At 37.0% G+C, this 23,726-nt stretch carries 20 protein-coding genes and 1 other RNA gene; 18 read left to right on the top strand and 3 right to left on the bottom strand.

The features are described 5' to 3' along the window. Positions 1 to 10: 10 nt before the first annotated feature. Genes rsxC through H8S01_RS02750 form a run of 7 tightly spaced genes read left to right on the top strand, consistent with a single transcriptional unit; the run spans position 11 to position 5,382 of the window. Complete coding sequence (rsxC, locus tag H8S01_RS02780) at positions 11 to 1,327, top strand: electron transport complex subunit RsxC (RefSeq protein WP_186836100.1); 1,317 nt, start codon at positions 11 to 13, stop codon at positions 1,325 to 1,327. Positions 1,328 to 1,340: 13 nt separating this feature from the next. After that, on the top strand, positions 1,341 to 2,297 hold the full coding sequence (locus tag H8S01_RS02775) for an RnfABCDGE type electron transport complex subunit D (protein WP_021865346.1): 957 nt from the start codon (positions 1,341 to 1,343) through the stop codon (positions 2,295 to 2,297). Next, positions 2,298 to 2,960 carry an RnfABCDGE type electron transport complex subunit G gene (locus H8S01_RS02770; RefSeq protein ID WP_021865345.1) on the top strand — a complete coding sequence of 221 codons (663 nt, stop codon included), beginning with the start codon at positions 2,298 to 2,300 and terminating at the stop codon, positions 2,958 to 2,960. It begins immediately after the preceding gene. After that, positions 2,953 to 3,621: an electron transport complex subunit RsxE gene (rsxE, locus tag H8S01_RS02765; RefSeq protein WP_021865344.1), complete on the top strand. Its 669-nt coding sequence runs from the start codon at positions 2,953 to 2,955 to the stop codon at positions 3,619 to 3,621. Before H8S01_RS02770 ends, rsxE begins: the two co-directional genes overlap by 8 nt. Before the next feature lie 17 nt (positions 3,622 to 3,638). Beyond that, positions 3,639 to 4,211 (top strand): electron transport complex subunit RsxA, encoded by a 573-nt coding sequence (gene rsxA, locus H8S01_RS02760; protein ID WP_021865343.1) that lies wholly within the window; start codon positions 3,639 to 3,641, stop codon positions 4,209 to 4,211. A gap of 13 nt (positions 4,212 to 4,224) precedes the next feature. Further along, entirely contained in the window at positions 4,225 to 5,016 is a 792-nt protein-coding gene (locus tag H8S01_RS02755; protein WP_021865342.1) for an RnfABCDGE type electron transport complex subunit B, read from the top strand. 24 nt (positions 5,017 to 5,040) lie between these two features. Then, positions 5,041 to 5,382, top strand: coding sequence for a hypothetical protein (locus H8S01_RS02750; protein WP_186836099.1), 342 nt, complete (start codon positions 5,041 to 5,043; stop codon positions 5,380 to 5,382). Here H8S01_RS02750 and H8S01_RS02745 read toward each other — a convergent pair. Further along, on the bottom strand, positions 5,348 to 6,844 hold the full coding sequence (locus H8S01_RS02745) for an oligosaccharide flippase family protein (protein WP_186836098.1): 1,497 nt from the start codon (positions 6,842 to 6,844) through the stop codon (positions 5,348 to 5,350). The genes H8S01_RS02750 and H8S01_RS02745 overlap by 35 nt on opposite strands. 81 nt (positions 6,845 to 6,925) lie before the next feature. Here H8S01_RS02745 and H8S01_RS02740 point away from each other — a divergent pair, with 81 nt between their 5' ends. After that, entirely contained in the window at positions 6,926 to 8,080 is a 1,155-nt protein-coding gene (locus tag H8S01_RS02740) for a cysteine desulfurase family protein (RefSeq protein WP_021865339.1), read from the top strand. Between the two features lie 55 nt (positions 8,081 to 8,135). Here the strand turns inward: H8S01_RS02740 and H8S01_RS02735 are convergent, their stop codons facing one another. Further along, positions 8,136 to 8,951, bottom strand: a complete 816-nt coding sequence (locus H8S01_RS02735) for a histidinol-phosphatase HisJ family protein (protein WP_186836097.1) — start codon at positions 8,949 to 8,951, stop codon at positions 8,136 to 8,138. Positions 8,952 to 9,191: 240 nt separating this feature from the next. Here H8S01_RS02735 and H8S01_RS02730 point away from each other — a divergent pair, with 240 nt between their 5' ends. The 10 genes from H8S01_RS02730 to H8S01_RS02685 all read left to right on the top strand — a co-directional run bounded on the left by H8S01_RS02730 (position 9,192) and on the right by H8S01_RS02685 (position 20,034). Further along, on the top strand, positions 9,192 to 10,880 hold the full coding sequence (locus H8S01_RS02730) for a Na/Pi cotransporter family protein (RefSeq protein ID WP_186836096.1): 1,689 nt from the start codon (positions 9,192 to 9,194) through the stop codon (positions 10,878 to 10,880). A gap of 144 nt (positions 10,881 to 11,024) precedes the next feature. Next, entirely contained in the window at positions 11,025 to 12,053 is a 1,029-nt protein-coding gene (gene gap, locus H8S01_RS02725; protein WP_012739424.1) for a type I glyceraldehyde-3-phosphate dehydrogenase, read from the top strand. Between the two features lie 139 nt (positions 12,054 to 12,192). Further along, entirely contained in the window at positions 12,193 to 13,386 is a 1,194-nt protein-coding gene (locus H8S01_RS02720; protein ID WP_186836095.1) for a phosphoglycerate kinase, read from the top strand. A gap of 174 nt (positions 13,387 to 13,560) precedes the next feature. Then, entirely contained in the window at positions 13,561 to 14,310 is a 750-nt protein-coding gene (gene tpiA / locus H8S01_RS02715; protein ID WP_186836094.1) for a triose-phosphate isomerase, read from the top strand. A 128-nt stretch (positions 14,311 to 14,438) separates the two neighbouring features. Further along, complete coding sequence (gene gpmI / locus H8S01_RS02710; protein WP_021866943.1) at positions 14,439 to 15,977, top strand: 2,3-bisphosphoglycerate-independent phosphoglycerate mutase; 1,539 nt, start codon at positions 14,439 to 14,441, stop codon at positions 15,975 to 15,977. An 80-nt stretch (positions 15,978 to 16,057) separates the two neighbouring features. Next, the gene (secG, locus tag H8S01_RS02705) at positions 16,058 to 16,315 is read left to right on the top strand and encodes a preprotein translocase subunit SecG (RefSeq protein ID WP_021866944.1); all 258 of its coding nucleotides are present in this window, start codon (positions 16,058 to 16,060) and stop codon (positions 16,313 to 16,315) included. 93 nt (positions 16,316 to 16,408) lie between these two features. Then, positions 16,409 to 18,556, top strand: coding sequence for a ribonuclease R (gene rnr / locus H8S01_RS02700; RefSeq protein WP_186836093.1), 2,148 nt, complete (start codon positions 16,409 to 16,411; stop codon positions 18,554 to 18,556). A gap of 9 nt (positions 18,557 to 18,565) precedes the next feature. Beyond that, positions 18,566 to 19,036, top strand: coding sequence for an SsrA-binding protein SmpB (gene smpB / locus H8S01_RS02695; protein WP_186836092.1), 471 nt, complete (start codon positions 18,566 to 18,568; stop codon positions 19,034 to 19,036). A 138-nt stretch (positions 19,037 to 19,174) separates the two neighbouring features. Then, positions 19,175 to 19,522: a transfer-messenger RNA gene (ssrA, locus tag H8S01_RS02690) on the top strand. Between the two features lie 194 nt (positions 19,523 to 19,716). Then, a complete protein-coding gene (locus H8S01_RS02685) occupies positions 19,717 to 20,034 on the top strand; it encodes a hypothetical protein (protein WP_005611085.1) in 318 nt (105 codons plus the stop codon). Positions 20,035 to 20,090: 56 nt separating this feature from the next. On the opposite strand, the gene H8S01_RS02680 is transcribed toward H8S01_RS02685, so the two are convergent. Further along, a complete protein-coding gene (locus tag H8S01_RS02680; RefSeq protein WP_186836091.1) occupies positions 20,091 to 23,627 on the bottom strand; it encodes a hypothetical protein in 3,537 nt (1,178 codons plus the stop codon). Positions 23,628 to 23,726: the final 99 nt, after the last annotated feature.

Genomic DNA, 23,726 nt, shown 5'->3' with positions numbered 1-23,726 from the left:
GTAGTATGTCATGGGTAAATGTACATTTAAAGGCGGAGTACATCCTTTTGACGGCAAAGAGTTATCAAAAGATAAGCCGATAAAAGAATTATTCCCTGAAGGTGATATGGTATATCCCCTTTCACAGCATATTGGTGCACCGGCAGTTCCGGTTGTAGCAAAAGGCGATTATGTGCTTGCCGGTCAGCTTATTGCTGAGGCAGGAGGTTTTGTCTCTGCTAACATTCATTCATCTGTATCAGGAACAGTTAAGGCTATTGAGCCAAGAACTCTTGCAACAGGTGGTAAGTGCAATTCCATTGTGATTGAGAATGATGGCGAGTATAAGGAAGTTGAGTATGTGCCAAAGACACTTGCAGAGCTTTCAAGGGACGAGATAAGAGAGAGAATTAAGGCGGCAGGCGTTGTCGGAATGGGCGGTGCAGGTTTCCCTACCAATGTCAAACTCACACCAAAGAACCCGGACGAGATTGATTACATCATTGTAAATGGTGCGGAATGTGAACCTTATCTTACATCTGATTACAGAAGACTTATTGAAGAGTCAGATAAAGTAGTAATGGGTCTTAAAGTCGCTCTTGCTTTATTTGATCATGCAAAAGGTATTATCGGTATTGAAGATAATAAGCCTGATGCTATTAAGATTATGCAGGAAAAGACAGCTAATGAGCCGAATATTGAAGTAAAGGTCTTAAAGACAAAGTATCCTCAGGGCGGTGAGAGATGTCTTATCTATGCAACAACAGGAAGAAGCATTAATTCATCAATGCTTCCGGCTGATGCAGGTTGTATTGTACATAATGTTGATACAATTTATTCAATTTATATGGCCGTAATTGAAGGTAAGCCTCTTACTAAGAGAATTGTTACTGTAACAGGTGATGGTGTTAAGAATCCTGGCAACTTTTATGTATGGCTTGGTATGAATTACAGACAGCTTGTTGATGCTGCCGGTGGTCTTAACGGTGAGCCTGAGAAGTTTATTTCTGGTGGCCCTATGATGGGATTTGCCATGTATAGTCTTGATGTTCCTGTTGTAAAGGGAAGTTCTTCACTTCTTGTTATGCAAAAGGATATTGTATCACATATTTCATCATCTGCATGTATCAGATGTGGCAGATGCGGTGAAGGATGCCCAAGCCATCTTCTTCCGTCAAAGCTTGCGGGTTTTGCATCAAGAAATGATGAGACTGGATTCACCAAGTTTGACGGTATGGAATGTGTTGAGTGCGGAAGCTGTTCTTATGTCTGTCCGGCTAAGAGACCGCTTACGCAGCAGATTAAAGCCATGAGAAGAACTATTATGGCTAACAGAAGAAAGAAGTAGGAGGAGGATAAAAGTGAGCGAAGTATTTAACGTATCAGCGAATCCTCATGTACGAAGCAAGGATACAACACAGACAATTATGAGAGATGTTCTCATAGCACTGACACCTGCTAGTATATTTGGTATTTATAATTTCGGGCTTGGTGCACTTATCCGCATTATTGTTGGTATTGCGGCATGTGTGGCCAGCGAAGCTTTATATGAGTATTTTATGCATAAAAAAATTACGGTTTCAGATTTAAGTGCGGCTGTAACAGGCCTTTTAATTGCACTTAACATTCCATCAACACTTAATGTCGGTTATGAAATCGTTGGATGTGTATTTGCTATTATTATTGTAAAACAGTTATTTGGTGGTCTTGGACAGAATTTCATGAACCCTGCACTTGCAGCAAGATGTTTCCTTCTTATTGCATTTACAGGTCCGATGACAAATTTTGTCACAGATACATTTTCAGGTGCTACACCTCTTGCAGTATTAAAGCCGGGTGCAGAGCCGGGAACGGCAACAAGTCTTCTTACAATGTTTATCGGAAAGCATGCCGGTGTTATTGGTGAGACATCAGTTGTCTGTCTGCTTATCGGTGCAATTTATCTTCTTGTGAGAAAAGTTATCTCATTAAGAATTCCTGCATCATATATTTTAACATTTGCAGTTCTTATTTTCCTTTTTGCACCTGGACATCAGTTCGATGCAGAATATATGCTTAAAGAACTTTGTGGCGGTGGTCTTATGCTCGGTGCATTTTTCATGGCAACTGATTATGTAACATCACCTATCACACCAAACGGCAAGATAGTATTTGGTGTAATCCTCGGATTGCTTACATTCATATTCAGAATGTTTGGTGGTTCAGCAGAAGGTGTTTCTTATGCAATTATCTTCTCTAACCTCTTAGTGCCATTGATTGAAAAGGTTACAGTACCGAAGTCATTTGGCAAGAAGAAACCGGTAAAGGAGGCAAAATAAATGAATAAGATTATTAAAGACGCATGTATTTTGTTTGCTATAACACTTGTTGCCGGTATCGTGCTTGGTGCAGTTTACAATATTACAAAAGGACCTATAGCAGAGCAGAATGAAAAAGCAAAACAGACTGCTTACAGAGAGGTTCTCTCAGATGCTGACAGTTTTGAAGCAATTGATTCTGAAAAATATTCAGAAGCTAATCTTGCAGCACTTGTGTCAGGATTAAAGGATACAGAAGAAGATTTTTCAAAAGATGAGGTTACAGATGTAGTAGCCGGTGTTAAAAATGGAAAAATCGTCGGATTTGTTATAACAGTAGTTGCCGGAGACGGTTACGGCGGAGATATCAAGTTTTCAACAGGTATTTCATCAGATGGAAAGTATATGGGAACATCAATTCTTTCAATCAGTGAGACAGCCGGACTTGGTATGAGGGCAAAGACTGACCCTGCATTCCTTGCACAGTTTAACGGTGCATCAGTAGATAAGTTTACAGTTGTTAAAGATGGAACAGGAAGTTCATCAGAGGATAAGATTGATGCAATCGGCGGTTCTACAGTTACATCTAAGGCTGTTACAAAAGGTATCAATACAGCACTTGCTGTATTTAAAGAATTAAAGTCAGAAAATGTTAAGACGGTAGGAGGTGCTTCAATTGAATAAATGTGTTGAGAGAATTTATAACGGTTTAATCAAGGAAAATCCTACATTTGTTCTGACACTTGGTATGTGTCCGACACTTGCCGTTACTACATCAGCAATCAATGGTATCGGTATGGGACTTTCTTCAACAGTAGTTCTTGTTATGTCAAACCTGTTGATTTCATTGCTTCGTAAGGTGATTCCGGATGGTGTCCGTATGCCTGCGTTTATTGTTATTGTTGCTTCATTCGTTACAGTGGTACAGTTCCTTATGCAGGGTTATCTGCCATCACTTTACGATTCACTCGGAATTTATATTCCTCTTATTGTTGTAAACTGTATTATTCTTGGACGTGCAGAAGCATATGCTTCAAAGAATCCGGCTATACCGTCTGCATTTGATGGACTGGGCATGGGTCTCGGATTTACTTGTGCAATTACAATTCTTGGTGCAATAAGAGAGCTTATCGGTGCAGGAACAATCCTCTCAACAGGAAGTTCAGCACTTGTTGACTTTACTAATTACGGATTTACACCTGCAAGTATTTTTATTCTTGCACCTGGTGCATTCTTTGTACTTGCAATGTGTATCGCTGTTATGAACCGTATCAAGAGAAAACATGGAATGAAACCTGCTGAGGTTCCTGACTATGTTGGCGATGATACAACAAAAGAAGAATAAACCAGGAGGGAAATTAAATGAATTTACTTATAATCGCAATTAGTGCGGCACTTGTAAATAATGTCGTTTTAAGCCAGTTCCTTGGTCTGTGTCCTTTCCTCGGTGTATCTAAGAAAATTAACACAGCCGCCGGAATGGGTGGTGCAGTTATCGGTGTTATAACAATTTCATCAGCACTTTGTAGTCTGATTTATGATTATATTCTTACACCGCTTGACTTAACATATCTGAATACAATCGTATTCATCCTTGTAATTGCTGCACTTGTTCAGTTTGTTGAGATGGTATTAAAGAAATGTTCACCTGCTCTTTATGAAGCACTTGGTGTTTACCTTCCTCTTATCACAACAAACTGTGCCGTGCTTGGTATAGCACTCACAAATGTACAGAATTCATATAACTTAATCGAATCAGTTATCAGTGGTTTCGGTACAGCTGTCGGATTTACAATTGCCATTATCATCATGGCCGGTATCCGTGAGAGAAATGAATATAACGATGTTCCTGAAAGTTTCCAGGGTATGCCTATTGTTCTGCTTACAGCAGGCCTTATGTCAATAGCATTCTTTGGATTCTCAGGAATTTTATAAGGAGGAAATAAAGATGACAGGTATTATTATAGCAGCTGCTGTTGTCAGCATTGTAGGCTTAATTCTTGGTCTTTTCCTCGGATTCATGGGTAAAAAGTTTGCAGTTGAAGTAGACCAGAAAGAAATTGATGTCAGAGCAGAACTTCCGGGCAATAACTGTGGCGGATGTGGATATGCGGGTTGTGATGCACTTGCAAAAGCTATCGCTGCAGGAGAAGCTGAAGTTGGAGCATGTCCTGTCGGTGGTGAACCTGTTGCAAAGAAGATTGCAGCAATCATGGGTTCAGAAGTCGGCGATTCAAAGAGAATGACAGCGTTTGTGAAATGTGCGGGCGACTGTGAAAAAGCAAAAGAAAATTATCACTACACAGGTGTGCAGGATTGTACAGTTATGCCATTTGTTCCTAATGGTGGTTCAAAAGCTTGTACATATGGATGTATGGGTTACGGCTCATGTGTAAAAGCCTGTCCTTTTGATGCAATTCACATTGTAAATGGTATCGCAGTAGTTGATAAAGAAAAATGTAAGGCATGCGGCAAGTGTGTTGCTACATGTCCAAGACACTTAATCGAACTTATTCCTTATGATGCAAAACAGGTTGTTAAATGTGCATCAAAAGATAAAGGTAAAGATGTAATGTCAGTATGTCAGACAGGATGTATCGGTTGTATGATGTGTACAAAGCAGTGTGAATTCGGTGCTATAACAGTTGAAAATAACATTGCACATATTGATTATGACAAGTGTACAGGTTGTGGCAAGTGTGCTGAGAAGTGTCCAAAGAAGATTATACATGCTCATTAATATTAAAGAGTTTAGGAGGGTGAAATGATAGATGCAAGTCAGATAATGCCGCTTAATTTCTTTATGTACAAAGGTGTATACAGTGGTGAACATCATGGTATGCGTTACAGGATAAAAAAAGCGGGCGAAAAACCTGATGAAGTTCTCGAGGCATATGTGTGGCAGAAGCCATACAGCTTTGCAGCAACACCCAAAGAAGAAATAATCTCTGATACATTTCCTTTAAGTGAGGAAGGACGGCTTCAGTTGGTTGACTGGCTTAAACAGATGTATGAAAAAGATAAGGAACGATGGGAGAGTGCTCCCACAATACTGGAAGCACCCATTGACCTCAATGCGGTTTATTCCGATAAGGATAAAAAGTAGCATATAAAAAAATGTATATAATGCAGGCAGTTACGGCTCCCCCAAAGAGAGGAATTAAGCCGGAAACCAGCCTGCTTATATATTTGTAAAAAATAAGAGAAATACCGGTTGATAATAATGAAAAAAATCCCGGTATCAGAAACCAGCCGTGTGCATTCATACGTATATGAAGCATGCGGCTTAATTTTATATAATGGCAGATACATACAAGAATCTGCGAACATAAAAGTCCTGCCATATACATTGTTATTCCATATTTTGGAACCAAAATGACGAGAAATATCAATCTTACTATTATACCGGAAATATTTTGTATACAGGTAGCCATTGTTTCGCCAAGACCATTGAGAATACTTCCCATTGTAACGGTAAGATATATAAATGGACACAGCCATGCAAGAATACATACGTAATTACGAACTTCAGGCTGATTAAAAACTATAGCTCCGGCATATGAGCCATAAAATATAAAAATGGCGGTACTTAATACGCCGGTTGATATGCAGAAAGTAATGCATTTATTGATTGTAGATTTAATACTTTTATTATTGTTTTCAAGATTTAGTTCTGAAACCGCCGGGAGAAGCATAACTGCAAGTGAATTAGTCAGTGCCGTGGGAAATAAAATAAGAGGCATTGCCATGCCTGTAAGAATTCCGTAGATTGAAACAGAATCACTCTTTGACAATCCATAAACAATAAGCTGTGCGGGAACAAGAACAGCTTCTGCACTCTGGAAAATATGCATAAGCAGGCGGTTTGCGGTAAGCGGAAATGAAAATTTGAACATTTCACGTATTTTAGACATAAGAGAGGATTTTTTATGTGTATTGTTGTATTTGCTTTTTATAAATGTATAAAAAATGGCACAAGTACAGTATAAAAATGAGGCGATTTCACCGAACAGATTACTGTATATTGCACACAATACAGAGGCATTTCCGTCAGAAGCATAGATGGTGACATAAATGTATACAGCACAAAATCGTATAATCTGTTCAAAAAGCTGTGAGAATGCCGGAATTGCGGTTTTCTTTTTTGCAAAATAAAATCCATTAATGCAGTTATGAAAAGCTGCAAATGGGAATGATAATGAAAGAATTTTTAACAATGAAGAACATGCTTCATTTAAAATAAATCGTGTTGCAATAAAATCTGCATTTGTATACACAATAAAAGTAAGAATTAAAGATGTTGGAATGCTGAGTAAAAGCCCTGATATAAGCCACAGAAAATCATTTTTTTTATCACAGCAGAATTTTGAAATAGCTGTCTGTATTCCGGATGAACATATTGCAAATACAATTCCGGCAGCAGGCATAACAATCTGGAACAGTCCCATGCCGGCGGCACCTATGCATCGTGACAGATAAATTCTGTAAAAAAAGCCGAGAATTTTACTTAGAATACCTGCGGTAGTAAGAATCAGGGTGCCTTTTATGACATTATTAAACTTTTTCAAAATGCCTCCGTAAACGTAAGTAAACAGTCTTATTATTATCAATTATATGTGATTTATGAATATAATATTAACAGGAAAATAATGAAAGGTGCATGTGATGTAATGATATATATGGACAATGCCGCAACTACAAAAATGCACCCGGATGTTGTCAGGGCGATGCTTCCGTACATGGGAAACAGATATGGCAACCCTTCCGGCATATATACATTTTCTAAAAATATAAAAAAAGATATTACGCAGGCAAGAGAACTGCTTGCATCAACAATAGGAGCAGGGCCGGATGAAATTTTTTTCACATCGGGAGGTTCAGAATCTGATAACTGGGCTTTGAAAATGGCTGCACAGGAACACCCATATGGAAGCATAATTACAACACCGATAGAGCATCATGCAATTTTAAGAACATGTGATTCACTTGAGAAGAGACATTGCAGAATAATCAAGATTCCGGTAGATAAAAAGGGTAAAGTAAGAACAGCAGCAATTGAGCGTAATATTTTCCGTGATACATTTTTAATATCAGTTATGGCAGCCAATAATGAGATTGGAACGGTTGAACCGGTGGCTGCCATAGGAAGAATTGCACATGAAAGAAACATCTTATTTCACACGGATGCAGTCCAGGCTTATACAAATATATATATAGATGTAAATGCAATGAATGTTGATATGCTTAGTGTTAGTGCACATAAAATAAGGGGACCTAAGGGCGTAGGCTTTTTATATATAAAAAAGGGAAAGCTTAAAACACCATTTATTAATGGCGGAGGTCAGGAATACGGGATGCGTGCCGGAACTGAAAATGTTGCTGGAATAATAGGGCTTGCAAAAGCGGCACAGATAGCAATGACAAACAGGGATATGAGGATAAAAAAAGAAAAAATGCTCCGTGATTATATGATAAAAAAGGTCACAACGCAGATAAAAGATGTCTGGCTTAATGGAGATGAACAAGAGCGTCTTCCTAATAATATGAATTTTTCGTTTAAAGGTGTTGATGGTGCTACACTTATATTGATGCTTGACCAGCAGGGGATATGTGCATCTGCCGGGTCAGCCTGTTCATCGGCACAAAAAGAGCCATCGCATGTCCTCAAAGCAATAGGCCTTTCTGATGAGAGAGCATATTCGACAGTGCGATTTACAATAAATGAAGAAATATCAAAAAAACAGGTTGATTATGTTGTGGAATGTATAAAAAGAAATGTAGAAGAGTTAAGAAAATATGTATAACAAAAGCAGGGAACGTAAGCATATTAATGCAGAAATTCCCTGCTTTGATATATTTTTATAACTGTATAAATTCGGGCTTTCTCTTCCTGAAGATATTATAATATTTGAAATTACATGATTTGAGCATATCGTAGGCAATATCAAATCCGCTTCCGATATCGCGGCTGTAATGTGCATCTGAGCCGATGGTTATTATTTCACCACCGAGTTCGCGGTATCTTAAAACTATTTCGGCTGATGGGTTTGTGGCATTAAGACCATAACGAAGCCCTGCAGTGTTAATCTCTATTCCTTTGCCATTATAGATGATTTTTTTTAACACTTCATCAATGATATCAGAAAAGTTCTTATAGTTATACTTGTATGATTTATCCGGAATATAACGTATTATATAATCAATATGACCATAAATATCAAAATTATTACAAGTGTCTAAATTATCAAGGATACTTTCGTAGTAAGCATTGATTACTTCATCTATGTTGCGGCCTTCCCAGAATTTTGGATAGTAAGGATCATTGCCGTATACAAGATGGGAAGAACCTATTATAAAATCAAGAATATGATTTTTGTCGTAGTCATTAATTCTGTCTGCGGCGGAGCGGCAAAGTCCCTGTTCAACACCTATATATACAGGAATCTGTTCTGAATATAATTCTTTGATGCTGGCAATACTTGAAATATAATTGTCAAAATCAAGCTGGAATAACACATCTTTGTTATCTTCCGGTGGAAAATCAAAATCATTGTGTTCAGTAAAGCATATTGACGAAAGTCCAAGATTTATCGCAGCTTTAATGTTTTCTTCGGGTTTTGCATCAGAATCCGAAGAGAAAAGGCTGTGTGTGTGAAAGTCGGCAGGTCTGTTCATGTTTAATCTCCAATCTTCATAGCTGTAATAATTCAAATGTATAAAATGCACATGTGTAATGTGTTTATTTTTTCAAAATTAAGTATACCATATTTGTGACAATTTTGAAAACATTACGGCTTTTTTATAAAAACGATTGAATATAACTTGAAATTAATGATTGCAATTGATATTATGTAAAATAAGTGTAAAATTAAATTAACACAAAATTAAAATACTATGTGACGAAAAGGACGGTAAATGTTCATAATGAATGGAATAGGCAGCTTGTTTGAATTTGCGGGAGGAATAGGAATGTTCCTCTATGGTATGAATAGAATGGCGGACGGCATGCAGAAATCAGCCGGAGGCAAAATGAAGTCGCTGCTTGGCTATCTTACAAGAAACAGATTTCTGGCAATATTGGTTGGTGCACTTATTACTGCAATTATACAGAGCAGTGGTGCGACAACAGTAATGGTTGTAGGTTTTGTAAATGCAGGACTTATGACACTTGTTCAGGCTGTAGGCGTTATTATGGGAGCCAATATAGGAACAACAATTACAGCATGGATTGTATCACTCGGACAGATTGGTGATGCTGCAAAAGCATTGCAGCCGTCTTTTTATGCACCGCTTCTTATAGGCATCGGTGCATTTGTTAGTCTTTTTTCAAAAAAAGACAGGTCAAAGACAGTTGGTGAGTTGTTTGTTGGTATCGGTCTTCTGTTTGAAGGACTTGAATTTATGAGTGCATCAATTGCACCATACACAGATGCACCGATTTTTTCAAATGCATTTAAGATTGTAGGCAGTAATCCGTTTCTTGGAATAATTATCGGTATTGTTGTTACTGCGATTTTACAGAGTTCATCAGCATCTGTCGGAATATTACAGACTCTTGCCATGAACGGCGTTGTAACGACGAATGCGGCGATTTTTATAACACTTGGACAAAATATAGGCTCATGTGTTACAGCTCTTATTTCGAGTGCAGGAACAACGCGTACTGCTAAAAGAGCCGCATGTATGCATCTATTGTTTAATGTGGCAGGTGCGTTGCTGTTTGGTACAGCTGGCTTTATTCTTTTCTGTATAAGACCGGATATTGCAGTTCATAATATAACGGGTGTTGAGATATCAATATTCCATACATTTTTTAATATTACATGTACAGCTGTAATGTTTCCTTTTGCCAAGCTCCTTGTTAAGCTTTCAGGCATTATTGTTCCTGAAAAGAGGACCGAACAGATAGAGGAAATAAGTGATAAAGAAGAACTTGAAATCAGCAGGCATTTTGATGACAGAATTCTCGGACAGCCGTCTGTTGCTGTTGAACGTGCCAAAAATGAAGTTATTAACATGGGACGTCTTGCCTATGACAATATTGAGATTGCGTCAAGGGCAGTAAGGGAAAACAGCCAGGAACTTGTAGACAGGATATATGAGCTTGAAAAAGAAGTTGATTACTATTCAAAATATCTGACTTCGTATCTTATAAAACTTAATAACCAGTCATTGTCAGATAAGCAGCATCTTCTTGTAAATGACCTGTTCCATGCGGTAATTGATATTGAAAGAATATCTGACCATGCGGAAAATCTTGCAGATCTTACAAAATATAAGATAGAACATGATATTGTATTCTCACAGCGTGGGCAGGATGAATTACGACAGCTGTGGGATAAAGTTCTCTGCTGTTTTGACAGGGCAGTTGTTGCCAGGGAAACAGGCGATGAGGCAGCTATACGTGATGTATACAGAATAGAAGATGAGGTTGATGACCTCGAAGAAGAATTGAGGGATAAGCATATAAAAAGGCTTTCGGATGGAAAATGTCTCCCTTCAAATGGCGTTGTTTTCCTTGATATATTATCAAATCTTGAGAGAATGTCGGATCATGCAAAAAATGTTGCGGAGTGTGTTCAGGAAGAAATTTCGTCAAATTAACTAAATGAAGAGCTTTATATAAAGATTTTTTTTGCATTTTGTAAAAAAAGGTAATTAATACTTGATATTTTTACTTATATTATGTAAAATACAATCTAGTTGATTAATAATTAACAATCTAATTTATATTAGGAGGAAATTTTTATGTCAGTAAAAGTTGCAATTAATGGTTTTGGACGTATCGGCAGACTTGCATTCAGACAGATGTTTGGTGCAGAAGGATACGAAGTAGTAGCTATCAACGATTTAACAAGTCCTAAGATGTTAGCTCATCTTTTAAAGTATGATTCATCACAGGGTAGATATGTAAACTTCGGTGAAGAAGATCAGGTTACTGCTGATGATGAAGCTGGTACAATTACTGTTAAAGGTAAGACAATCAAAATTTATAAAGAGCCAGATGCTAACAACTGCCCATGGGGCGAAATTGGTGTTGATGTAGTTCTTGAGTGTTCAGGTTTCTATACATCAAAGGCTAAGGCTCAGGCTCATATCAATGCAGGTGCTAAGAAGGTTGTTATTTCTGCACCAGCTGGTAATGATTTAAAGACTATCGTTTACAATGTAAACCATGAGACACTTACAGCAGATGATCAGATTATCTCAGCTGCTTCTTGTACAACAAACTGTTTAGCTCCTATGGCTAAGGCTCTTAATGATTGTGCAACAATCGAATCAGGTATCATGTGTACAATTCATGCTTACACAGGTGACCAGATGATTCTTGATGGTCCACAGAGAAAGGGTGATTTAAGAAGATCAAGAGCAGGTGCTTGCAACATCGTTCCTAACTCAACAGGTGCTGCTAAGGCTATCGGTCTTGTTATCCCAGAACTTAATGGCAAGCTTATCGGAGCTGCTCAGAGAGTTCCTACACCTACAGGTTCTACAACAATTCTTAATGCTGTAGTTGCTAAGAAGGTTACAGTTGATGAAGTTAACGCTGCTATGAAGGCTGCTGCTACAGAGTCATTCGGTTATAACACAGAGCAGATCGTATCTAGCGATATCGTTGGTATGAGATTTGGTTCATTATTCGATGCTACACAGACAATGGTTAATGAGCTTCCTAATGGTGGATGTCAGGTACAGGTTGTTTCTTGGTATGATAATGAAAATTCATACACAAGCCAGATGGTTAGAACAATCAAGTATTTTGCTGAATTAAACTAATCGTTTAACATATAAGTAACGAGAGAAAAAACCAGAGAATATATATTATGATATTCTCTGGTTTTTATCTTATATCAAGTATTATTTTGTGATGGATTTATTCATCGTATGTCAGAAATGAATTTGGAGGAAATAAACTATGCTTAATAAAAAGTCTGTTGATGATATCAACGTTAATGGCAAAAGAGTATTATGCAGATGTGATTTTAATGTACCACTTGATGGAGACAGAATAACAGATGAGACACGTCTTGTTGCTGCACTTCCTACAATCAAGAAGCTTATCGCTGATGGTGGTAAGGTTATTCTTTGTTCACATCTCGGAAAACCTAAGGGACCAGATGCAACATTTTCACTTGCACCTGTTGCAAAGAGACTTTCAGAACTTCTTGGTCAGGAAGTAAAGTTTGCTGCTGATGACACAGTTGTTGGCGATAATGCAAGAGCTGCAATAGCAGATATGAAGAATGGTGATGTTATTCTTCTTGAGAATACACGTTTCCGTCCTGAAGAAACAAAGAATGGTGAAGCGTTTTCTAAAGATCTCGCTTCTATCTGTGATGTATTTGTAAATGATGCATTTGGTACAGCTCACAGAGCACATTGTTCAAATGTTGGTGTTACAAAGTTTGTTGATACAGCAGTTGTTGGTTATCTTATGCAGAAGGAAATTGATTTCCTTGGCAACGCAGTAAATAATCCTGTAAGACCATTTGTGGCTATTCTTGGTGGATCTAAAGTTTCATCAAAGATTTCAGTTATCAATAACCTTCTTGACAAGGTTGATACACTTATCATCGGTGGCGGTATGTCATATACATTCCAGAAAGCTCATGGTGGTAATGTAGGTAAGTCTCTCGTAGAGGATGATTACCTTGAATATGCTAAAGAGATGATGGAAAAGGCTGAAAAGAAAGGCGTTAAGCTTTTGATTCCTATTGATACAGTTGTAACAAAGGAATTTAAGAATGATACACCTAGCCGTATCGTAGCTGCAGGTCATCAGGAAGATGATGATATGGGTATGGATATTGGACCTAAGTCATGTGAACTCTACAAGGATGCATTAAAAGATGCTAAGACTGTAGTATGGAACGGACCAATGGGTGTATTTGAATTTCCTAACTTTGCAAAGGGTACAATCGCTGTTGCAGAAGAACTTGCAGCATTAAAAGACGCTACAACAATTATTGGTGGCGGTGATTCAGCTGCAGCTGTAAATAATCTTGGTTTTGGCGATAAGATGACACATATCTCTACAGGTGGCGGTGCTTCTCTTGAGTTCCTTGAGGGTAAAGAACTTCCAGGTGTAGAAGCTGCTAACGACAAGTAAAAACCGACTGACATAATTTTTATATATGTCCCGGGATTTCATATAAGAAATTCCGGGAATTTTTACGTAAATTCTGTAAAATAAGTGGCATTTTTAGAAATTGTATGATATAATTAAATAAAATCAATCGTGATGTTTTTGCGAATGTATTAATGTTACAGGAGGGGTATCTGTATGCGCAAGAAAATGGTGGCTGGTAACTGGAAGATGAATATGACTCCAAGCGGAGCTGTTAAACTTGCAGAAGAACTAAAGCCAATGGTAAAGAATGACGACGTAGACGTCGTATTTTGTGTGCCGGCAATTGATATTGTCCCAGTTGTTAATGAAGTGAAGGATACCAATATAAAAGTCGGTGCTGAGAACATGTTTTATGAGGAAAAAGGAGCATATACAGGTGAGTTATCGCCTGAGATGCTTGTTGATGCCGGAGTGTCATATGTTATAATCGGACATTCGGAGAGAAGACAATATTTTCATGAAACAGATGAAATAATTAATAAAAAGATGAGGAAAGCTATAGAACATAAGCTTCTTCCGATTCTTTGCTGTGGAGAGAGTCTTGAACAGCGTGAGAGCGGAGTTACACTTGAATTTATCAAAAAACAGATTGTCAACGCTTTCAAATACATACCACCGGAAAAGGTTATTAATTGTATTATTGCATACGAACCTATATGGGCGATAGGAACAGGAAGAGTTGCAACAGCAGAACAGGCACAGGAAGTATGTGCTGCAATTCGTACTAATATACGTGATATATATGGTGCGGTTGTTGCTGAGAGAATAAGAATTTTATATGGCGGCAGTGTCAATGCAGGCAATGCCAATCATATATTCTCAATGCCTGATATTGATGGAGGTCTTGTTGGCGGTGCCAGCCTCAAGCCTGAATTTGCAAAGATAGTTCATTACGACAAGTAATTATAATATTGCGGACACACAGTGTTGTGTCCGCTTTTTCTTTACTTTTTCGGGATTATATGGTATGATACGTTCGGTAAAAAATGAAGATAAAATTTTTGCTTCGCAAAAACAAGGAGGATTTTGATATGTCTAAAAAACCAGTGGTTTTAATGATACTTGACGGATATGGTTTAAGTGATAAAAAAGAGGGTAATGGTATTGCAAATGCCAATACACCTGTAATGGATAAATTGATGGCAGAATATCCATTTGTAAAAGGATATGCCAGCGGGCTTGCAGTAGGACTTCCGGATGGTCAGATGGGTAACTCAGAAGTAGGACATCTTAATATGGGTGCAGGTAGAATTGTATATCAGGAACTTACAAGAATTACAAAGTCTATTGAAGATGGTGATTTCTTTGAAAATGAAGAACTTCTTGGTGCAATTGAGAACTGTAAGAAGAATAATTCTGATTTACATCTTTATGGACTTCTTTCAGACGGTGGTGTTCACAGCCATCTTACACATGTATTTGCACTTCTTGAGCTTGCAAAGAGAAATGGTCTTAAAAATGTATATGTTCATGGTTTTATGGATGGACGTGATACGGCAACAGACGGAGGAAAAGATTTCATTAACCAGCTTTATAACAAGATGGACGAAATCGGCGTAGGTAAGATTGCCTCAATCATGGGTCGTTATTATGCGATGGACAGAGATAACAGATGGGATAGAATTGAAGCAGCATACAAGGCACTTACAGAGGGCGTTGGTAATGAAGCTGCCTGTGCAAGATGTGCAATAAGCGATTCATATGCAGCCGGAAAGACTGATGAGTTCGTTGTTCCTACAGTTATTAAGGAAGATGGCAAGCCACTTGCAACTATCAAAGATGGCGATTCAGTTATCTGCTTTAACTTCAGACCTGACAGAGCAAGAGAAATTACCAGATGTTTCTGTGATGATGATTTTGCTGGATTTGACAGAGGTCCAAGAAAGAAAGTTCATTATGTATGCTTCACAGATTATGATGTTACAATTCCTAATAAGTATGTTGCGTTCAAAAAGCAGGAAATTACAAATACATTCGGCGAATTCCTTGCAAAGAATCATTTAAAGCAGGCAAGAATTGCTGAGACAGAGAAATATGCACATGTAACATTTTTCTTTAACGGCGGTGTTGAAGAGCCAAATGAAGGTGAGGACAGAATTCTTGTTAAATCACCAAAGGTTGCAACATACGACCTTCAGCCTGAAATGAGTGCACCTGAAGTGTGCCAGAAGTTTACAGATGCAATACGTTCAGGAAAGTATGATGTAATAATTACTAACTTTGCTAATCCTGATATGGTTGGACATACAGGTATCATGGACGCTGTTGTTAAGGCAATAGAGACTGTTGATGAGTGTGTAGGCAAGGTAGTAGAGGCTGTTAAGGAAGTTGATGGTGTAATGTTTATCTGTGCTGACCATGGTAATGCTGAAAAGCTTATTGATGACAATGGCGAACCATATACAGCACATACAACAAATCCGGTTCCGTTTATACTTGTAAATTATGATGAGGCATATACTCTTAAAGAGAATGGCAAGCTTTGCGATATTATTCCTACTCTTATAGATATTATGGAACTTGAGAAGCCGGCAGAAATGACTGGTGAATCTCTCTTGATAAAGAAATAATAAATACTTGATATTATTAAATGCTTGTGTTAAGATTATACTATTGTGTGACGATTTTAACCAAGTAGGAGGTGTTACTGATGTTTGGAATGTCATGGGCAGATACATTTAGAGTATTACTTATGGGACTTTTTATATTAGTTTGTATTGCAATAACAATTGTAGTTCTTATGCAGGAAAGCAAGCAGACAGGCTTGTCTGGTGCAATCAGCGGTGCTGCTGATACTTACTGGGGTAAGAATAAAGGACGTTCAATAGAAGGTAAGCTTGTATTATTTACAAAGATACTTGCAATCGCATTTATTGTTATTGCTGCTATATTGAATATTAATTTCTAAAAAGTTATAAGGATGCTCTTTAAGGATAGCTTGAAGGGCATCCTTTTTTATGCAGACGACAAGTTAATCACGGCAAAAACAGGGAGGATTGTTATGGGACATAAATCAAAAAGAACATATGATAAAGTGTTTGAAGACAGAAAAAATATGCTGGAGGATCTTATTTTGCATAACGACCTCTATGTACCAATGAAAACTAAGGAGCTTGCAATACTTATGCAGGTTCCGAAAGAGGACAGACATGAGCTGCAGGCAGTGCTTGATTCACTTGTAGCAGAGGGCAGAATAGGCGTATCAAAAAAAGGCAAATACAGTAAGCCTGAAAATACAGCTATTATTGGAATATACCAGAAGACAAGCCGTGGTTTTGGTTTTGTTGTTGTCGAAGGCAGGGAAGATGATATTTTTATCAAAGAATCTGACGATGGCGGAGCATTTCATATGGATAAAGTTATGGTTGCCATAACAGCAGAAAAACATGGAGATAAGAGATGTGAAGGCAAGATTATCAAGATTCTTGAGCATCAGATAAAAGAGGTGGTCGGAACATACCAGAAGAGTAAAACATTTGGATTTGTTGTTCCGGACAATAAGAAAATCTGTTATGACATTTTTGTGCCACAGGAAAAGTCCATGGGGGCCGTGACAGGACATAAAGTTGTTGTAGAGCTTACTTCTTATGGTACATTGAAAAAGAACCCGGAAGGTCGCGTAAAGGAGATTATAGGGCATATTAATGACCCGGGAACGGATATTATGTCTATAATAAAAGCATATGACCTTCCGATGGAATTTCCTGAAAGTGTAATGAAATCATTAAATGATATTCCTGATGAACTGTCGACTAAAGATTATGCCGGAAGAGTTGATTTGCGTGATTTGCAGACAGTTACTATAGATGGTGAAGATGCAAAAGACCTGGATGATGCAATAACTGTATCTGAGGAAAATGGAATCTATCGCCTTGGAGTTCACATCGCAGATGTGAGCAATTATGTAAAAGAATACAGTCCTCTTGACAAAGAAGCATATAAGAGAGGAACAAGTGTCTATCTTGTAGACCGTGTTATACCAATGCTTCCGCATAAGCTGTCCAACGGAATATGTTCACTTAACCAGGGCTGTGACAGGCTTGCACTCAGCTGTCTTATGGATATTGATGAAAAAGGCAATGTGATTTCACATAAGATATGTGAGTCTGTAATCAATGTTGACAGAAGAATGACTTATACAAATGTAAAAAAGATTCTTGAAAATGAAGATGAAGAAATTTTAAACGAGTATAAAGATTTTGCTGATATGTTCAGACTTATGGAAAAGCTTGCACTGATACTGCGTCAGAGAAGATTCAAACGCGGTTCGATTGATTTTGATTTTCCGGAGACAAAGATTACGCTTAACGATAAGGGTGAACCGGTGGAAATAAAGCCGTATGACAGAAATACAGCGACAAGAATTATCGAAGATTTCATGCTTATTGCAAATGAGACAGTGGCAGAAGATTATTTCTGGCAGGAAATACCATTCCTTTACCGAAGTCATGAAAATCCTGATCCTGAGAAGATAAGAAGGCTTGGAACATTTATCAATAATTTTGGATATTCGATAAAAATAGGTGATGAGATTCATCCGAAGGAGCTTCAGAAGCTTTTGGGGAAAATAGAGGGAAGCGACGAGGAGAATTTAATTGCACGCCTTACACTTCGTTCTATGAAAAGAGCATCATATACAACGGAGTGCGTAGGTCATTTCGGACTTGCTGCCAAGTATTACTGTCATTTCACATCGCCAATCAGAAGATATCCTGATTTACAGATTCACAGAATTATTAAAGAAAATCTGCATGGTGGTATGAGTGATAAGAGAAGTGAGCATTTTGCTGCTATTCTTCCTGAAGTCGCAAAGCAGACAAGTGCTACAGAACGCAGGGCTGATGATGCAGAAAGAGATACAGATAAGCTGAAAATGGTACAGTATATGGAAAAACATATCGGAGAGACATTTGAGGGTGTTGTATCCGGAATGACCGCATGGGGAATATATGTAGAACTTCCGAATACAATTGAAGGAATGATTAGTGTAGCCTCGCTTCGTGACGGATATTATATTTATGACGAGAATCATTATGAGATGGTAAATGAGACAACAGGAAGGACATTCAAGCTGGGTCAGAGACTTAATGTTAAGGTTATCAACTGTGATAAGATTCTTAGAACTATAGATTTTGAACTGGCAGAATAAGGAGATCATATGAAAGAATCAAGTGGAAATAAGCTGATTGCTAATAATAAAAAGGCTTATTATGACTATTTTATAGACGAGAAATATGAGGCTGGACTTGTACTTCACGGTACTGAGGTTAAGTCTTTAAGACAAGGAAAATGCTCAATAAAAGAGGCATATATACAGATAATCAACGGTGAGGTTTTTGTTATTAATATGAATATTACACCTTATGAAAAAGGAAATATTTTTAATAAAGACCCGCTTCGTCCGAAAAAGCTGCTCCTTCATCAGTCTGAGATTAATAAACTTGAGGGACAGACATCACAGAAGGGATTTACAATAGTACCTTTGCAGGTATATTTAAGCAAAGGACGTGTAAAAATGGAAATTGGTCTTGCAAGAGGTAAAAAACTCTATGATAAGAGAGACTCTATTGCAAAGAAAGACCAGCAAAGAGAAGCTTTAAAAGACTTTAAGGTAAGAAATCTGGGATAATTGTATTCAAAGCTACCGCTGAAGATATAATTTGAATTTTATGAATTAAACTATTGATTTAATTTGGTGTTTTTAGTCCTGTTTGGGGTTGACAATATAAATTTACAGTGATAGTATTTATCTCACAGCTATCCACAAGGGGTAGTAAAGGTTTCGACAGGGGTTTTGAAGCTGGTGAAGCTATTCGCAGGTGATGCGTCAAATCACAAATCTAAATATAAACGCTAACGAAAATTTAGCTTACGCTGCCTAATGGCAGCAGTCTGACCTAGAGCACCTACACTTTAGGACCCAGGCTTCGACCATGTAGGAAACGACTCAGTCAAAGCTTTGAGACTGTGGGCGTATCATGAAGCTACTGAAAGCATGGGAATGTTGATTTTCTTATGCCGGAGGGAATGAGGGAAACCGAAGCAATCAACTATAATAGTAGAAGAACAGTGAATGGGCTTTTGGACACGGGTTCGACTCCCGTCTACTCCACTAAAGCTGAACAAGTCGAACTCTGTATATGATATTATCGTATACAGGAATATGTTTTGTTTGGTGTATCGAAGAAAATAAAAGTAACGACATTGTATGTTACGAAAGTGATACACAGTGTCGTTATTTTTATGCTATAATGCGGATATGAATTTAACAAATCAGAAGTTGTGAACTTAGAATTAGAGGTGTTGAAAATGAAAATAATAATTATATTTATTGATTTACTGATGGCAACTGTTCTCTTTTTTGTTGGAAGATTTTTTATCAAATCAAGGAATACAGAAAGAAGTGTGCTGTTTTTATCAGGAGATTATACTGGATTAAATACAGAGAAAATATGCAGAGTTACTGGAAAACGGATTAAGACATGGGCAATGCTCTTTTGTCTTGGCGGTATAATTGATTTTATCAAGCTTGGTGCAGGAATAATAATAGTTTCCGTTTTTTTTATTATCTTACTTGTATTTCATTTGGTTGATATGACTATAAATCGAGACAAGTACCGGGTATAAATTCCAGTTTGTAGAAAAGAGAATGGCGAAAGCTGTTCTCTTTTCTCATGTATATCTTAATTAAATTTTCCAAAATTAACATTCTTGGCACTGCACAATAAGGATTTGCTAAGATTATAACCATAGTTTTCAGCAGTAGAAGTAATAGTTTGTGCAATATCAGAAGCATTTTCGTTTGATTGTTCAATGATATCCTGAATCAAATCATCTTTAGCACTGTTAATCTGGTCTTTAAGCTGCTGAATATTTTTCTTGCCTTCCTCTGAATTGTCACCCTGATAAGCAGAATATTGTTTTTCCAAAGCATTAAGAGCTTCAGTTTTCTCACGAATAGATTTTTCATAATCGTAAGCATCCTTCATGGTATTCATGAGTTCTTTATATTTATCAATAGCATCTCCAAGCTTATCAATAAAATCAGTATAAGCATCATTAGTCAAATCTTTAATAGCGTCTTTTTCACTCATTGCAGATTTAATTGCTTCCTGTTCTTTATCAATAAGATCTTGTTTTCTGTCAAGTAATTCCTTATCATAAGGATCATTTGCCAAATCTTCATTGATTTTAGAAATCTCATCCTTATAAGCCTTTGCCTGATTAAGATACAATTGATATTTCTGTGCAAGTAATGCCTGTGCAGCCTGACCTTCTTTTGTCATATTACCGTTGTCGTCAGTTATACCAACGTCTTTAAGCAACTCAACAAGGAAATCTGTTTCATTGATAAGGTCTTCAACATCATCACGAGTCCTGTCAAAAGCATCCCAATTAATCTGACGAATAGCATTATCGTATTCGATAAGTGCTTTTTCTGCATCAAGAATAGAAGAAGTACAATCATCTATTGATGACTGCATATCATACCAGTCTTCGCTATATTCTTCGATTTTACCAGAATCAATAGCTGAATTAAGTGCATTTACAAGAGTTGTTCTTTCTTCCTTGAGTTTATCAAGATTCTTCTGTTCCTGTTCAATAAATGAATTATTAAGCAGAGTAGAAGCAAACCAGCCTTTTGTATCTATAATGTCAGCTTCTTTATGAAGTAAATCATTAGTCTTTGTAATCTGGTTTATCTGTTTTTCATACTGTGATTTAAGATTATCAAACCTACTTTTAGCAAGCCCCTTTAACTCAATACCAAGTTCCTGAACAGCAGTCTTAGCATCTTGTGCCTTATCATAAAAATCCTGACAATCAGAAATAGCATTTTTAAGGTCGTCATCATAAATAACATCAATGCTTATTGAACCATTAGCAATCTGATTCTTATAATAATCATCAAGGTCATAACCATTAAATGCGTTTATGTAATATTCATAAGCCTGTGACTGTGCATTTATTTCGGATGAAAGAGTAGACATTGAATCAGAAAGGGCATTATTACGCTTGAGCCATATAGTTGTTGTATCTGATACGACATTCTTTAGATGTGAATATGCTGTTGAGATTTTATTTATAAGTCGTTGTATCCAATCGATGTCTTGAGCTGTCTCTTTTGAAGAGGAAGATGATGATGATGATGAATCTTTGCCGAGTGACTGCCAAGAAGCATTATCAGAAATTTGATTAACATAACTATTCTTTATTTCATTTAGTCTAGCCAATGCGGAATTTGCACGTTCAACTTCATCGCTAATACCATTTAATATGTTATCAGATTCTTCCTCACTAATAGTTCCATCCAACATAGCTTGATCATCTATGATAGCACTATATAAACCAGTAGCTTTATCTTGAACTAATTGATAATGATTAGCCCATAAACTATCTAACGCTGATACCAAAGCAGTATCAATTTCTTTCTTTAATTCAGCTACAGTTGTATAATTCCCTAAATCACCCTGATATAAATCACTAAGAAAATCAAAGAAGTCTGGATAGTCTCGACTTATGTTTTCAAGAAACTGTGTAGTTGTTTCCATCTGTTCATATATCTTATCAGCATAAGCATTCTTGTCATCCTCATATACTTGCTCTAATTGTGCAAACAATTCCTGCTCATCAATCAAACCAGCCATATATTCAGACAAGGCTTCTTTTGCTTCTGGATATTGCTTGATAATACTTTGCATTGAAGATACGCCGATTTTTCCTGTTTCGGACATTTCTTTTTGGACTGTCTTTAAAAGGTCGGCTTCGGATTGCAGGTCGGCGAGAGTAGCTTTAGAAGTTCCTTTGTTATCTGATTCAGTGAGTTGTGATGTAAGGTCGAGAGAAATCGGTGTTTCATGTTGAACATCGCTCTCAGCTTGAGCTAAATCCTCAAAATATTTTTCAAACTCTGGCATTTCAGCAAGTGCATCAATAATAGAATTTTTAATATCTTCTTGAGAACCTATGAAATTATTGCTCACTTGTGCTGAATCAATAAGACTCTGCTTAAATGTTTCAAATTCTTCTTCTGTTTGTGGAAGGTCTTTACCAATAAGATTTGATATAATTTCTTGATTGGCTGAATTTTCATTTACATCTTTAATAGCAGAATTATAATCATCGACCGCTGTTTTTAATTCGTCTAAACGTGAGTTTATAGCCTTATATAATGGATTAGAACCCATATCTTCTTTTGAAATTTCGCCATTAGACACAGCTTCATTTAAAGCAGTTTGAGCTTCTTTCAATTTTTGATAGTTTTCTAATATACCATCAACAGTCTTATCATCACCAACAAGGGTAAATACACCACCACCTGTTCCAACTGAGCCTTGTGATATAACTCCTGCTTTGGCTAAAATGTCGTATGCTTGCTTAGATTCTTCACCGCCTGTCGATATTAAGTTTCTATTTATTGGAGAGAACCAGTGTTTATAATCTTTCCCAACATTTATTAACTCTTTTTCTCGTGCATCAACCGCAACCATTAAATCTGCTTGAGCGTCATTTAATGAATCAAGAGTGACTTTATTGATTGCCGTATTTAAGTCTCCATATTTCTTGATCAATCCATCTAACTGAGATTGTTCAATGCCAAGCGATTCTAATAATTCCCCTTGCGTTTCTAATAAATCATCTTTTACGCCAGTATTTGTTTTTACCTCTTCTGAAAGCTGGTTGTACTTATTTAACAATTCTGTTAAATTATCGGCTTCTTCTTTTGCTGTCTGTGCATTTTCAATAGCTTGTTCTCTTGCTTCTTTTTCTTTATTAACTAAATGGGTTATTCCAGAGACAATGGCTGAAAGAGCCAAAGATAGTCCAAGTGATAACGCAGCATTTAATAGAGTAGAAGCAACTTGCAATCCAATTGTTGCTGCTTTAGCTCCAATAAGCGATTTAATATATCCACCCATAGAAGCCTTTGCTCCATTTAGACCTGCTAAATAATTTCCTAAAGCACCATTCTGATTTCCAACAGCTTTAATATATGCATTCTGTAACTGGGTAGATTTTGTTAAATTACCATTATATGATTTAAATGCATTGTTTAGCTTTGTGAAATTGCCAACAGATTGTGATGTGTTAATAGACAATCCTTGAAGGTTAAACTGACCATTCTTATTATATACGGTAGCATTTACTGTTTCTAAATTCTTTAAATGCTCTGTCGTAGTAAGTATTGTTTTTCCGAATACCTTTAATTCGTTGTCCATTGTTTTAAATATCATACTATTGATTGTTGAGATTTGTTTGAAGAATCTCGTAGAGTTTGTTTGAAGAACTCTAAAATGGTGTGTTTGAGTCACCATATA

The organism is Lachnospira hominis (ex Liu et al. 2021) (assembly GCF_014287955.1).
Lineage (GTDB): Bacteria > Bacillota > Clostridia > Lachnospirales > Lachnospiraceae > Lachnospira > Lachnospira hominis.
This window is presented reverse-complemented; position numbering and strand designations above follow the sequence as displayed.